The sequence below is a fragment of the Enterococcus lactis genome (assembly GCF_015751045.1).
GTDB lineage: Bacteria > Bacillota > Bacilli > Lactobacillales > Enterococcaceae > Enterococcus_B > Enterococcus_B lactis.
This window is the reverse complement of sequence record NZ_BNJW01000006.1, coordinates 1-13,125: the sequence shown is the minus strand read 5'-3', so window position 1 is coordinate 13,125 and position 13,125 is coordinate 1. Positions and strand designations below refer to the sequence as shown.

General features: G+C 39.0%; 13 protein-coding genes and 1 rRNA gene. 4 read left to right on the top strand and 10 right to left on the bottom strand.

What is annotated here, in order from left to right; all coding sequences use genetic code 11:
* The 9 genes from KFO35_RS04480 to efp all read right to left on the bottom strand — a co-directional run bounded on the left by KFO35_RS04480 (nt 1) and on the right by efp (nt 9,201).
* Nucleotides 1–1,002: an aspartate-semialdehyde dehydrogenase gene (locus KFO35_RS04480; protein ID WP_002314501.1), complete on the bottom strand. Its 1,002-nt coding sequence runs from the start codon at nt 1,000–1,002 to the stop codon at nt 1–3.
* A gap of 15 nt (nt 1,003–1,017) precedes the next feature.
* A complete protein-coding gene (gene dapD, locus KFO35_RS04475) occupies nt 1,018–1,713 on the bottom strand; it encodes a 2,3,4,5-tetrahydropyridine-2,6-dicarboxylate N-acetyltransferase (protein ID WP_002314500.1) in 696 nt (231 codons plus the stop codon).
* Between the two features lie 5 nt (nt 1,714–1,718).
* Nucleotides 1,719–2,435 (bottom strand): 4-hydroxy-tetrahydrodipicolinate reductase, encoded by a 717-nt coding sequence (dapB, locus tag KFO35_RS04470; protein WP_070704756.1) that lies wholly within the window; start codon nt 2,433–2,435, stop codon nt 1,719–1,721.
* Nucleotides 2,432–3,313: a 4-hydroxy-tetrahydrodipicolinate synthase gene (gene dapA, locus KFO35_RS04465; protein WP_002314498.1), complete on the bottom strand. Its 882-nt coding sequence runs from the start codon at nt 3,311–3,313 to the stop codon at nt 2,432–2,434. The genes dapB and dapA overlap by 4 nt, the downstream gene beginning before the upstream one ends.
* A gap of 2 nt (nt 3,314–3,315) precedes the next feature.
* Nucleotides 3,316–4,116 carry a diaminopimelate epimerase gene (gene dapF / locus KFO35_RS04460; RefSeq protein ID WP_002314497.1) on the bottom strand — a complete coding sequence of 267 codons (801 nt, stop codon included), beginning with the start codon at nt 4,114–4,116 and terminating at the stop codon, nt 3,316–3,318.
* Complete coding sequence (lysA, locus tag KFO35_RS04455) at nt 4,103–5,362, bottom strand: diaminopimelate decarboxylase (RefSeq protein ID WP_070704759.1); 1,260 nt, start codon at nt 5,360–5,362, stop codon at nt 4,103–4,105. Before lysA ends, dapF begins: the two co-directional genes overlap by 14 nt.
* Before the next feature lie 287 nt (nt 5,363–5,649).
* Complete coding sequence (locus KFO35_RS04450; RefSeq protein WP_002314494.1) at nt 5,650–7,545, bottom strand: alkyl/aryl-sulfatase; 1,896 nt, start codon at nt 7,543–7,545, stop codon at nt 5,650–5,652.
* Nucleotides 7,546–7,672: 127 nt separating this feature from the next.
* A complete protein-coding gene (locus KFO35_RS04445) occupies nt 7,673–8,440 on the bottom strand; it encodes a J domain-containing protein (RefSeq protein WP_070704762.1) in 768 nt (255 codons plus the stop codon).
* A 197-nt stretch (nt 8,441–8,637) separates the two neighbouring features.
* On the bottom strand, nt 8,638–9,201 hold the full coding sequence (gene efp / locus KFO35_RS04440; protein WP_156272205.1) for an elongation factor P: 564 nt from the start codon (nt 9,199–9,201) through the stop codon (nt 8,638–8,640).
* 427 nt (nt 9,202–9,628) lie between these two features.
* On the opposite strand from efp, the gene KFO35_RS04435 reads away from it, so the two are divergent.
* The 4 genes from KFO35_RS04435 (at nt 9,629) to KFO35_RS04420 (ending at nt 12,965) form a co-directional block, all read left to right on the top strand.
* Nucleotides 9,629–10,546, top strand: a complete 918-nt coding sequence (locus KFO35_RS04435) for a PLP-dependent cysteine synthase family protein (protein ID WP_002314491.1) — start codon at nt 9,629–9,631, stop codon at nt 10,544–10,546.
* Nucleotides 10,547–10,558: 12 nt separating this feature from the next.
* Complete coding sequence (locus KFO35_RS04430) at nt 10,559–11,704, top strand: cystathionine gamma-synthase (protein ID WP_002292688.1); 1,146 nt, start codon at nt 10,559–10,561, stop codon at nt 11,702–11,704.
* Nucleotides 11,705–11,875: 171 nt separating this feature from the next.
* Nucleotides 11,876–12,334, top strand: a complete 459-nt coding sequence (locus tag KFO35_RS04425; protein WP_002289439.1) for an S-ribosylhomocysteine lyase — start codon at nt 11,876–11,878, stop codon at nt 12,332–12,334.
* A gap of 160 nt (nt 12,335–12,494) precedes the next feature.
* Nucleotides 12,495–12,965, top strand: coding sequence for a glutathione peroxidase (locus KFO35_RS04420; protein ID WP_002314490.1), 471 nt, complete (start codon nt 12,495–12,497; stop codon nt 12,963–12,965).
* A 52-nt stretch (nt 12,966–13,017) separates the two neighbouring features.
* Here KFO35_RS04420 and rrf read toward each other — a convergent pair.
* Nucleotides 13,018–13,125 (bottom strand): 5S ribosomal RNA (gene rrf, locus KFO35_RS04415); the annotation flags it as partial.

The following is a 13,125-nucleotide window of genomic DNA, read 5'->3' as shown; positions in this document are numbered from 1 at the left end:
TCATCTTGCCACCTCCGCTATTTTCTGCATTAAAGCTGCAGCAATCTGTACGGCATTCGCAGCGGCTCCTTTGCGTATGTTATCGGCAGTTGTATAGAACAACAGTCCGTTCTCTAAAGAGGTGTCTTTTCTGATCCTCCCAGCATAAACCGTATCTGTTCCTCTAGCAAGAATGCTCGTTGGATATTTATGTGCTGCTAGATCATCTTCTAATTGGATTCCTGGAAACTGACTGAGACACTCTTTAACTTCTTCAATCGTAAACTCTTTTTGCAACTGAACGGCCACCGAGACTCCGTGTCCATTCTCGATTGGCACACGTACACAGGTTGCTGATACTGGCAAATCAGGCTGATGCAGAATCTTACGGGTCTCATTTATCATTTTCTGTTCTTCTTTGGTATAGCCGTTTTCCAAAGGCTGATCGATTTCTGGAATCACTGTTTGACTAATATTATAAGGATACAAAGCTGGTTCCTCGTCATTTTGCGTGCGGTAAAGATCTTGGATACCTTTCTGTCCAGAACCAGAAACTGCTTGATAGGTCGAATAATTGACTCGTTGGATTCCAAAGGCTTCTTGTAAAGCTTTAAGCGGTAGTACCGCTTGAATGGTTGAACAATTTGGATTCGCAATCAGCCGATTCAATGTATAGTCTTCAAGATTGACCTCTGGAACGATCAATGGAATATCCGAATCTTCTCGCCATGCCGAGGAATTATCTATAACAAATAATCCTTGACTTCTTGCGATTGGCGCAAACTCTTTGGATACAGAAGCACCTGCAGAAAATAGCGCTAAATCATATCCTTCAAATGAAGTTTCTGTCAATTCCTGTACAGTGTGTTTCTTCCCCTTGAATACACAAACTTTGCCAGCTGAACGTTTTGACGCTAATAATTTCAATCGTCCTACTGGAAAATCATATTCTTCTAACACTTTGAGCATCGTTTGTCCGACTAATCCGGTTGCCCCCACAATACAGGTATCTATTTCGCGCATTTTTCTCCATCTCCTCTATAATTCGCGTAACGCAGCAATCAATGCTGTATTTTCTTTTGTCTGATCATCACTTATTTTCAAGACACGTGCAGGTATTCCACCGACAACAGTGCCTGCTGCCACATCTTCTAAAACCACTGCTCCTGCTGCCACGACTGCATCTTTTCCGATATGGACACCTTCAACAATCACTGCATTCGCACCTACCAGCACGCCATCTTCTACGATAACCGGTTTAGCCGATGCGGGTTCGATTACACCTGCTAAGACAGCTCCTGCACCAATATGGCAGTTTTTGCCCACTGTCGCTCGTCCACCTAAGACAGCACCCATATCAATCATCGTGTTTTCACCGATTACTGCACCGATATTGATAATCGCTCCCATCATGATCACGGCATTGTTGCCGATGGACACTTGATCTCTGATAATAGCACCTGGTTCGATACGGGCATTGATTTTTTTGATATCCAGCAAAGGAACTGCACTGTATCTTGCAGCAGTTTCGATTTCGATTTCAATGATTTTTTCCGCTTCAGCTTCTAAAACCGGAGCAATCGACTCATAGTCACCAAAAACAACGAAGCTGTTTCCTTCACCAAAAACTTTGCTGTCTTTAAATTTGATTGGCTCGGTTACATTCAGATAGACTTTCACAGGCGTCTTTTTAGATGCCGTTTGGATGTAGCGGATGATTTCTTGAGCTTCCACGTTTCTTACACCCCTTTATCCATTAATAAATCTTCTAATTTGTAATAACCTGGTGGCTGATTTTTCAACCAGTCCGCTGCTTCTACTGCACCTGCAGCAAAGATTCGATTAGAAAAAGATTCATGTTTGACCGTAAATACTTCATCGGGAGCTGCAAACATTACCTCATGTTCACCAGGTAAAGAACCTGCACGAATACTGTGTACACCAATTTGATTTTCTTCTCTTTTTTGTCCTTGCCAGTTGTATACAGGCTGAAGCTTTTGTACTTCTTGGATTGTTTGAAGCAGCATATTCGCGGTACCAGATGGTGCATCTTTTTTACGACTATGATGTTTTTCAATCAGTTCGATCTGCCAGCCTTGCAACATTGCAGCTGCTTGCTTGATCAGTTGGTTCATCACCATGATGCCTAACGAAAAATTAGCACTATACATCACGGGTACCTGCTTGGCATGTTCTTCCATTTCTTGGAGCTGTGATTGTGTATAACCTGTCGTGCCAATGACTAACGGAAGTTGATAAGACAAGCTATACGAAAGGATCATCTCTAAATTATCTGGATGAGAAAAATCAATAAGCAGTTCTGGCAGTTCCGTAAAAGCAAGCGTAGTTGCTTCTTTAGGTGCCGTCCGTAAAAGAAGGACCGTATCTCCTCTTTCTTGTGCAACTTCTTCGACTCTATTCCCCATCTGTCCACTGCCAATCAGTCCGATTTTCATTTTTCAACCGTCCTTTCTCTTAGCAAAAGCTGAGCTAATTGTTTCTTTTTCTCTTCCGAAAGGGACACTAAAGGCAGGCGTAGAGGTCCTGAAGGTAAATTTAATAATGACATAGCTGCTTTGACAGGAATAGGATTGGTCTCACTGAACAAGGCATGGATCAGCTCAAGTGCATTTAATTGTTTTTCTTTTGCTTGCTGCCATCTTCCCTCCATCGTATCTTTTACTAACTCATGGACTATTGTAGGCTGGATATTTGCCCATACACTGATTACACCGCTCCCTCCTACACTCATTACTGGCAGGATCAAATCATCATTTCCGCTGTAAAGGCTGAATTTTTCGCTAATCAATCGAGCGGCATCCATCACATAAGCCATATCTCCTGAGGCTTCTTTCAAACCAATGATATTAGGATGTTCTGCTAAATCTACTAGTACATGGATTGGAATCGACATGCCTGTTCTAGAAGGGACATTATATAAAATAAGCGGAATTGGTGAAGCTTCTGCAATTGCTGTGAAATGAGCAGCTAATCCTGCATCACTTGTTTTGTTGTAGTAAGGAGTGATGACCAAAAGTGCATCTGCGCCCAAAGAAGCAAAATGCTTCGCTTTTTCAATCGTTTCTTTCGTATTATTCGTTCCAGCTCCTGCAATCACCGGCACACGGCTAGCCACTTTCTTTACTGTCAGTTGAAGGATCTTCTCCTCCTCAGATTGTGTGAGTGTAGAAGATTCTCCTGTTGTACCCAAAACTAATAATCCGTCTGTTTGTTCATCTAAATGGAATTGGATCAATTTTTCCAAACCAGCATAATCTACTGATCCCTCTTCATTCATCGGCGTGATTAGCGCCACGATCGAACCTTTTATCATCTTCATTCCTCCAATATTCTTGTCCATTCATGAACTGCTGGACCAGCCATTTGTATCGTATCCTCACCAGAGATCATCAAGTCTCCTTGTTCCAAGTGAACGACTACCTGATCTGCTGAAATCTTCCCAGTTTCCTTCGCAACCGCATAAGAGGCACAGCAACCTGTACCGCAAGCAAGTGTCCACCCTACTCCTCTTTCATAGGTACGGACGGTCAATTCTTGTTCATTGACTACTTCTACAAAGTTGACATTGGTTTTTTCTTTGAATAAAGGATGATGACAGATCAGTTCGCCTCTTTTTTTCCAGATTTCCTCACGCGCATTTTCAACAAAAACAACGGTATGGATCGTCCCTAAAAATAAACTAGTGATCGTTACTTTTTCGCCACCAATCTCTATTTCCTGGTTTTTTATTGGATAAGATTGTGCAGCTTTGATTTTTTCTGGAGAATCATCTGGCACTCCCATATCTACGCTGCAATAAAAAGGTGAGGGATCCAACACCGTAATTTTTCTTGTGCCTGCTAACGTCTCTACGTTGAATTCCTGTTCATCCATCCTATTTTGATCATTCACATATCGAGCAAAACAGCGAATACCATTTCCGCACATAGGGGCACGGCTACCATCTTTGTTGTAATAGATCATTTCCAACGGATCGGTTTTTACGGCGATCAATCCGTCTGTGTCATATTTTTCTTTTGCGCATAAAGAAGCGGCTAATTGACTATAATCCGTATCCTCTGTGTAATCTAATAAGATAAAATCATTTCCACAGCCATTATATTTATGAAGGATCATAAGAAACTTCCCCCCTTAGTAGATCAGAAAATGCTTGTCTGCGAACAACCAGTCTCGATTGACCATTATTGACAAAAACAACTGCTGGTCGTGTCGCTCGATTGTAGTTGCTGCTCATCGAGTATCCGTAAGCCCCCGTGGAATAAACAGCTAAAAGATCACCTGATTTTGCTTTCGGCAAATAAGTTTCTTTGATTACCACATCTCCTGATTCACACATTTTTCCTGCAATCGTCACTTTTTCTGTTTTTTCTTCCGACAGTTTTTCTGCTAAATCACAATCGTATGCTGCCTGATAAAGAGCTGGGCGGATATTATCTGTCATCCCGCCATCTACAAAGTAATATTTTTTATGTGGTGTCTTTTTGATGAAGCCAATCGTGTATAGTGTTGTACCAGCTTCCCCAACAATACTTCTTCCTGGTTCGATCAGTAGTTGACGAATCGTCAGTTTTCGTTTGTCCAAAGCTTCTTCCGTATATTCAATCAGCTTTTTTAGTGCCTCTTCGATTGGGATTGGCTGATCATTTTGTGTATAACGAATCCCGAATCCTCCCCCGAGATTCAAGGAAAGTGGTTGCTCAAAATCGGTTAAGTAACTCGTCAATTTGTCGATTTCAGCTAGCCAAGCAGTAACATCAAAAATTTGTGACCCAATATGGGCATGAAAACCTTCTAACTCTAGATAACTGCTTTCTTTTATCAATTGGAGAGCTTGCTGACACTCTTTACTTTCATAGCTCATGCCGAATTTTGAATCAATATGTGCAGTGACGATATATTCATGAGTATGGGCTTCTACACCGACATTCAACCGAAGCATGACATCGACTTTTTTAGAATAGCGTTGGCTTAATTCTTCTAATAACTCGACTTCCATCAAGTTATCGGCAACAACATGCAACAACTCATTTTCAAGTGCATAGATCAGTTCTTCTGGGGTCTTGTTATTACCATGGAAATAAATAGCATCTCTAGGAAAATCAGCTTGCAAAGCGGTATAGATTTCCCCACCGCTGACAACATCCAGCCCAAATCCATATTCATGGACTAAACGTAGCATCTCAATCGTTTGGAATGCTTTAGAGGCGTAAAGCACTTTTGTATCAAAATGCTTCGATACAAAGCCTCGCTTGAATGACAGCATCGTTTGTCTCATCTTTTCTTCGTCATACACATACAGAGGTGTCTGATACTTTTCTGCTAATGTGCTTGCTGTGACTCCGCCAATTATCAATTCTGCCATTTTTTCATTCCTCTTTTCACATTTTTTCCGTTTTTATTGGAATTTCATTTGATAAAGATTTGAATTTTATTGGAATAATATTATACAAAATTTTCTGAATTGTCTAGTATATTTTGAAACATTTTTTTAAAACAAAAATAAAAATGGGTACAAAAAATAAAATATCCGAACTATCAGAAGAATATTCCTGCATACCAGCAGAGGTTTATCGCTGTTTAGCGATGATAAACCCTTTTTACTTCCATATCGTTCGGATATCTTAAATTTATGAGTTATTTCAACTATTTTCACGGTTCCATGATATTGAAATAGTTGTTTGTATCTGCTTTAAAAAACATGGACCAGTTTCGTGGTTCACCCGAGGAATCAAGCATTTGCTGGAGGAATGTTAATCTTTTTCCTTCATAAATGAGCGTGACCTCCTCTTTGTCTGAAGAAATAGGATAATAAGTCAAAATTCCTTGCCAGTAATCGATGAAATAAGTCGTTGTCAATGAATGGATTTGACCATTTGAAAGTTGCCAATCATCTGTGAACTTTACCATGCCCGTCTGTTGTTTTTTGGTCGAAATAGTATGGATGCTTAAATAATCCAGCAACATTTCTCCATTCATCTGTGCCGATAACTCTGACGAATCAGCCGATTCAATTGAAAACAAGTCCACATCTTCCTTTAATTCCAGTGCTCCAGTCAAGTACTCATTTCGCCAAGCCCCAGATTCCGATTGATACCCCAATTGTGTCAACGATCGTCGGCAAAGCGCTCTTGCTTCTTTATTTTCAGGATCTGCGTAAATGACCAAATTCGTAACTTTTGCCGCCCATTGATAATTTCCTTTTTCATAATCTTCATGTGCTTTTTCTAAGATGGCCTCTGCTCCACCCATGTACTTTACCATTTGTTTCGCTTCCTGTTCAGGAGGAAGCGGATTTAAATTCACCGGATTTGAATCATACCAACCGATATACTTTTGATAAACCGCCTTGCTATTATGAGCAATCGTTCCGTAATATGGTCTTAGATACCACTGGTTTGTCAGCTCTTCTGGCAAAGCGACTTGTTCTGCTAATTCGTTTATGGTATACCCGGCATTGACAGCTTTAAGTGATTCATCATGAATTCCTTTATATAACCGTGCTTGGTCTAGTAAATACCTGTTAATAGCATCTGGTTCCTCCTCAGTGGCGTACCGCGGCCAAGTATGCGCATGGAACAATACTTTTGCTTTTGGTCCATAGCGCCGTTGTGCCTCGATAAGGTATCTTGACCAGCTTTTTCCATCTCGTATCTGTGCCCCTCGCAGAGTATAAAGATTATGCATCGTACAAGTGCAGTTTTCTGCCATCCAAAGCGCTTGATATGCTGGAATATACGTATTCATTTCGGCAGGGGCTTCTGTGCCAGGGGTCAATTGGAAATCCAGATCTAATCCATCGATAGCGATTATTTTATTTTCAGTGATCTCACAAGTAGGAAGCTCAAAACTGATCGTGCCTGTAGATTGTCCTTGTCCAATCCCAACAGATAAGGAACCAAATGGACTTTTTTCTAAGGAAGAGCCATATTGAAAGACTGCTCTTCTTCCCATGGCCTTCCCTACCATAAGGTTCTCAGAAATAGCAGCTTCCGTAAATCCTTCAGGTACATAAATCGGAACAGAAGGATCTACGTTGAAGTCTTTAAACAAACCGCGTATGCCACCAAAATGATCGACATGGGAATGACTGATAATGATTCCTGCAAGATTCCCCTCCACTTCTGGATACCCGTTTTCATTAAACCAGCGATCCGCAAACTCAATCGATGCTCTTGAACATTCGATACTCATCAATGTATCAAAGACAATCCATTTATTGTTTGGAGTAAGAACCAGTGTGAGGTTGGCCATATCAAATCCCCGTAACTGAAAGATTTGCTCAGTGACACGAAAGAGACCCGTTTGATGGTTACATCGCGCATTTTCCCAAAGACTTGGATTCGCACAGTTTGGACATTCCTCTTCTAAAAATGCATAAGCTTTCTGGCTCCATATAACTTTTCCGTCTTGAATAATCTCTAAATGGTTAAAGGGAGCGACACAATTCTGGCTAGCTAACATAAATTCATGATTATCCGCAAAGTTCAATTGTTTTTTTACGTTGCTATTTTCTTTCTGTGTCTCTTTCGTCGTATGCTTCTCCATTATTCAGCCTCCGTTTTCTCTTTTTAAACTAATTTAATTATAATATTATTTTAATATAAAGAGAAAGAACACGCTGTCTTGGTTATACAAGCAGTAGGAAAATAAAAGGAAACATGGCAATTTGAAACTATTTCAAATATTTATAGGCTTCGATAATCTCTTCGTACTTTTCTTTCGCATTTTCTTCTACGGATTTATCTGGATGATACTTCATGACTTTTTGTCGATAGGCATGTTTGATCTCTTCTTTTGTTGCCTGTTCATCTACACCTAAGATCAGCCTAAAATAAGCTTCCAGTTCAAAAGGCTCGTTGATTACTAAAGAAGTTTTTTCGTTGTTCCTATTTTGATCAGATGATTGTTGCGTATGCTCAGAAGTATCTTTCTTTTCATTTTTTTCTTTGAGTAAAAAAGTGAATAAATACGTACACTTACGAAAATACTTATTCAAAGAATGATAAACAACTAAACGGATACCAATTGCTACGAGAGAGACCGGAACTGTCAGCAAAATATTCCAAATCAAAGCTAATTGAAAAATAACATTTAATAAATAAAAAACAGTAACTATCGTCATACATGATCCTATGATCTGCAATGGATAAATACCATAAAATTGTAATAGACTAGACAACAGCAGGTAACTCAGTGGAATGCTTAAAAGAATAAATAATTTTACAGATAGATGCGCTTCTGTAAATCGTTGAAAATAATGGATGATAGGCTGAAAAAATTCCAATAATTCAATATATCGCCCACCTATTTCATTCGGAAGGAACATCGAAAACAAAACAACAATTATGTACAAAGCCACTTCTGGAAATGCAAGCGTTACAATTATTTCCCACAACAAAAAAATCAAAAGATAAAAAAACAGTAATAGGATGAATCCCATAAAGATTCCTCTCTTTCAAAATATTCGACAGATCACATCTTTCAATTAAATTGTATTTCAAAGTGTAAATAAAACAAATACTTTTTTATTTTTCAATCGGCTGATTCTACAAAAAACCTCTTGAAAGGCAGATCGGATGATCCACTTTTCAAGAGGACAAGCTATGTTATTCAACTTCTTATCAATTCGTCAGCTCATTATTTTGACGCACGTTTTACATAAGAACCTTCTGCTGTATTGATTTCCAATAATTCATCTGTTTCGATGAAGTCAGGAACATTGACCACTAAGCCAGTTTCCATTGTCGCTGGTTTACCTGAACCAGTAACTGTTGCACCTTTGATTGAAGGTTGTGTTTCCACGACACGCAACACGACAGTTGTTGGTAATTGAACACCGATAACTTCGCTACCGAAGAATTGGATTTTTACTTCCATGTTTTCTAGAATATATTTCATTTCTTCTTCTACTGTTTCTACAGGAATTTCATATTGTTCATATGTTTCCAAATCCATGAAGAAAGCTGTATCGTCCATCGTGTACAAATATTGCACAGGTTTTGTGTCGATATGTGCTTTTTCAAATTTTTCTTCTGGTCTGAATGTTGTGTCGTATGTTGCGCCTGAACGGATATCTTTCAGTTTCATACGCATAACTGTATTTCCTTTACCAGGTTTATGGTGGCTTGCATCCAGAACTTTAATCAATTTACCGTCTTGAACGAATGTCATACCGGCTCTTAAATCACTTGCTGAGATCATTATTTTTGCTCCTTCTTTTCTTTATCATAATCAACTTTATTGTATCAGACAACCGGTCAGAAAACTAGAGTATTCTCTATCTTTTAAGGTTTCATGACTATTTGTCAAAAAAAAATAAACACGGGTAAACGATACTATCGAAAATTTTTTCCTTTCAAGCCTTTGACTTTTATTTTTTTTTATGCTATCGTTAATAAAAATTTTACTTGGAGGGATACACATGACAGTCAGCAACCAAAAACAATTGAATCGTTGCTGTTGTATGGTGCGTAAAAGCAGCATACTATTTGTCATGTCTATTAATTGCCCTTCATAGAATGAGTACCAGATAACTTATCTTTTTGTCTACTCAATTTTTCTCTATGTCTTTCAAGGAGCTGATTTAATAGTCAGCTCCTTTTTTTATTATCTTTTTTAGGAGGTCCATATGATTATCTCGACAATTACAGAAGCTATTGGTTCTACACCGCTTTATCGCTTTGACAATCAGCACTATTCTATGCCTAAAGGTTCTGCTATTTATGCAAAACTGGAATATTTAAATCCAGGAGGAAGTATCAAAGATCGATTGGGCAGTTATTTAATCAAAGAAGGACTTGCCCAAGGAAAAATCAATGAAAAAACGACGATCATCGAGCCGACTGCCGGAAACACAGGGATTGGGATTGCTCTGGCCGCACTCACGCATCAGTTAAGAACGATTTTTGTTGTTCCAGAGAAGTTCAGCTTAGAAAAACAACAATTGATGAAAGCATTGGGAGCAAAGATCATCCATTCTCCTAGTGAGAAAGGAATCGTCGGTGCCATCAGCAAAAGTAAAAAACTTGCAGAAGAGATATCGAACAGCTATCTGCCTCTTCAATTTGAAAATAAAGATAACCCCGCTGCTTACTATCATACGTTAGGGCCGGAAATCTTTCATGAAATCAAAGAAGATATCCATAGTTTTGTGGCGGGGATCGGTAGCGGTGGAACCTTTGCTGGAACTACTACCTTTTTGAAAGAAAAATATCCCGACATTCGAATAATCGGTGTAGAACCAGAGGGCTCTGTGTTAAATGGCGGAGATCCAGCCCCTCATGAAATTGAGGGTATCGGTGTAGAATTCATTCCGCCGTTTCTTTCTCCCCTTTCAATCGATCAGATCGAGACAATCTCTGATATAGAAGGGTTTAACTATACTAGGCAATTAGCACGAGAACAAGGACTATTAGTTGGAAGTTCGAGTGGTGCGGCTTTTGCAGCAGCATTAAGAGAAATTCGTCGTTTACCACCTGGTCATCGTGTCGTTACGATTTTTCCAGACGCAGCAGACCGCTATTTATCAAAAAACATTTACTTATAGGAGGAAAGAAACATGCACATTCAAACAAAATTGATCCACGGAGGCATCAGTGAAGATTCCACAACAGGAGCTGTCAGTGTACCTATTTATCAAACATCCACTTATCGGCAAGATGGAGTCGGTCATCCTAAACAATATGAATATTCAAGATCTGGTAATCCTACTCGTTTTGCATTGGAAGAACTGATTGCTGATTTGGAAGGGGGTGTTCGAGGATTCGCTTTTTCTTCTGGTCTTTCTGGGATTCATGCCGTTTTTTCTCTTTTTGAAGCTGGCGATCATATCTTATTAGGAGATGATGTCTATGGAGGAACATTCCGTCTATTTGACAAGGTTCTTACTAAAAATGGTCTCGAGTACACGATCATAGATACGAGCAATCTTGATAAAATAGAACAATCCATCCAACCCAATACAAAAGCACTTTATCTTGAAACACCTAGCAATCCACTTCTAAAGATTACTGATTTAGAAAAAAGTGCCACTCTGGCTCATCGACATGGATTGATAGTTATTGCTGACAACACATTTGCTACTCCTTATTTTCAAAGACCATTAGATCTTGGTTCTGATATCGTTGTCCACAGCGGCACCAAATATCTAGGCGGACACAGCGATGTAGTAGCTGGTCTAGTGACTACTAGACATAAAGAGCTGGCTGAGCAGATCGGATTTTATCAAAATGCTATCGGTGCCGTTCTTGGTCCTCAAGATAGCTGGTTACTTCAGCGTGGAATCAAGACTCTAAGTGTTCGTATGGAGGAACATCAAAAAAATGCTTTTGCAGTAGCTGATTTTCTTTTCTCTCATCCAGCAGTAGAAAAGGTCTACTATCCAGGATTACCCGATCATGAACTTTATGGAATTGCTAAGCAACAAATGAGTGGCTTTAGCGGAATGGTTTCTTTTACTTTAAAAAATGAAGCAACTGCTATTCCTTTTGTTGAATCTCTCCAACTATTTACTTTAGCAGAAAGTTTAGGTGGCGTAGAAAGTTTAGTAGAAATTCCCTCTGTCATGACTCATGCGTCTATTCCAAAAGAAAAACGTGAAGAGGCTGGCATAAAGGACGGCTTGATCCGTCTTTCTGTAGGAATTGAGTATGGTCAGGATCTCATAAACGATTTAGCTCAGGCATTTGACACAATCAAGAACTAGAAAGTCCGCATAAACGGTTTAGCAGAAAAATCTAAAAAATATTTCAGATTGCTACACCTTGGAAACGATAAGTGTTAGAATCAAGTAGAAAGACGTTTTTGTAAATTTCACTAAATAATTCTTTAGTGGAAAACATCAAAACAAATGAACAAATAGATAGGAGTCTTATAAATGAGAATGAATGTCGAAAGTTTTAATCTTGACCATACGAAAGTCAAAGCACCTTATGTACGTGTAGCCGATCGAAAAACAGGTGCACATGGCGATGTCATCATTAAATACGACGTCCGCTTTAAACAACCAAATAAAGAACACATGGATATGCCAAGTCTGCATTCATTGGAACACTTGACTGCTGAACTAATCCGTAATCATGCAGATTATATCGTAGACTGGTCACCAATGGGATGCCAAACAGGATTTTACTTGACTGTATTGAATCATGAAAGTTACGAAGATATTTTAGATGTTCTGGAAGCAACAATGAAAGATGTCCTTGAAGCTACTGAAGTACCAGCAAGCAATGAAACACAATGCGGCTGGGCTGCTAGCCATACATTAGAAGGTGCACAAGCCTTAGCTCGTGAATTTTTAGCAAAACGCGATGAATGGTCTGAAGTAGAAGCATAGTTTCTAAAAGAACGTAAAGGTGAGAAGCAATAAAGCTATCTTATCTTCGTAGTCGTTTTATTAACTATTTATTGTCTGAAAAGAGTACTAAACGAGAAAACAAATAGCTAGTTTTCAGTTTAGCACTCTTTTTATCATATAATAGAAAGGAGAAAATTTTATGTCTATCTATAATTTTGAAGTTGCTTTAGAAGACGGCACAGTTTATTCATTGGAAAAATATGCCGGCAAACCAATAATCATCGTCAATACTGCAACAAAATGCGGCCTAGCACCGCAATTCGAGCAATTAGAAAAACTTTATCAAACTTATCAGTCACAAGGTTTGGTTATATTAGGCTTTCCTTCGAATCAATTTAAACAAGAACTAGCTTCAGCGACTGAAGCAGCAGAAGTTTGTAAAGCCACTTATGGCGTTACCTTCCCTATGCATCAATTGATTGATGTAAATGGAGAAAATACAGATCCTCTTTTTACTTATCTTAAAAATGAAGCTCCTGGTACGGTCACTAAAGCCATAAAATGGAATTTCACTAAATTTTTGATTGATCGAAATGGAATAGTAATTGAACGATTTGCACCACAAACTTCTCCATTGAAAATGACTACTGCAATTGAATCCGTTCTTTAACTTAATAAAAATAAAAAAAGATGAACTATTTCTAGTTCATCTTTTTACCTTTGCGTGGCGACGTCCTACTCTCACAAGGGGCAACCCCTCACTACAATCGGCGCTAAGAAGCTTAACTTCTGTGTTCGGCATGGTTACAGGTGTATCCTTCTCGCTATCG

Coding starts and splice junctions, on each gene's coding strand:
- KFO35_RS04480 (WP_002314501.1), bottom strand. CDS start 1,002: ATGCGCGAAATAGATACCTGTATTGTGGGGGCAACCGGATTAGTCGGA.
- dapB (WP_070704756.1), bottom strand. CDS start 2,435: ATGAAAATCGGACTGATTGGCAGTGGACAGATGGGGAATAGAGTCGAA.
- dapA (WP_002314498.1), bottom strand. CDS start 3,313: ATGATAAAAGGTTCGATCGTGGCGCTAATCACGCCGATGAATGAAGAG.
- dapF (WP_002314497.1), bottom strand. CDS start 4,116: ATGATCCTTCATAAATATAATGGCTGTGGAAATGATTTTATCTTATTA.
- lysA (WP_070704759.1), bottom strand. CDS start 5,362: ATGGCAGAATTGATAATTGGCGGAGTCACAGCAAGCACATTAGCAGAA.
- KFO35_RS04450 (WP_002314494.1), bottom strand. CDS start 7,545: ATGGAGAAGCATACGACGAAAGAGACACAGAAAGAAAATAGCAACGTA.
- KFO35_RS04445 (WP_070704762.1), bottom strand. CDS start 8,440: ATGGGATTCATCCTATTACTGTTTTTTTATCTTTTGATTTTTTTGTTG.
- efp (WP_156272205.1), bottom strand. CDS start 9,201: ATGATCTCAGCAAGTGATTTAAGAGCCGGTATGACATTCGTTCAAGAC.
- KFO35_RS04435 (WP_002314491.1), top strand. CDS start 9,629: ATGATTATCTCGACAATTACAGAAGCTATTGGTTCTACACCGCTTTAT.
- KFO35_RS04430 (WP_002292688.1), top strand. CDS start 10,559: ATGCACATTCAAACAAAATTGATCCACGGAGGCATCAGTGAAGATTCC.
- KFO35_RS04425 (WP_002289439.1), top strand. CDS start 11,876: ATGAGAATGAATGTCGAAAGTTTTAATCTTGACCATACGAAAGTCAAA.
- KFO35_RS04420 (WP_002314490.1), top strand. CDS start 12,495: ATGTCTATCTATAATTTTGAAGTTGCTTTAGAAGACGGCACAGTTTAT.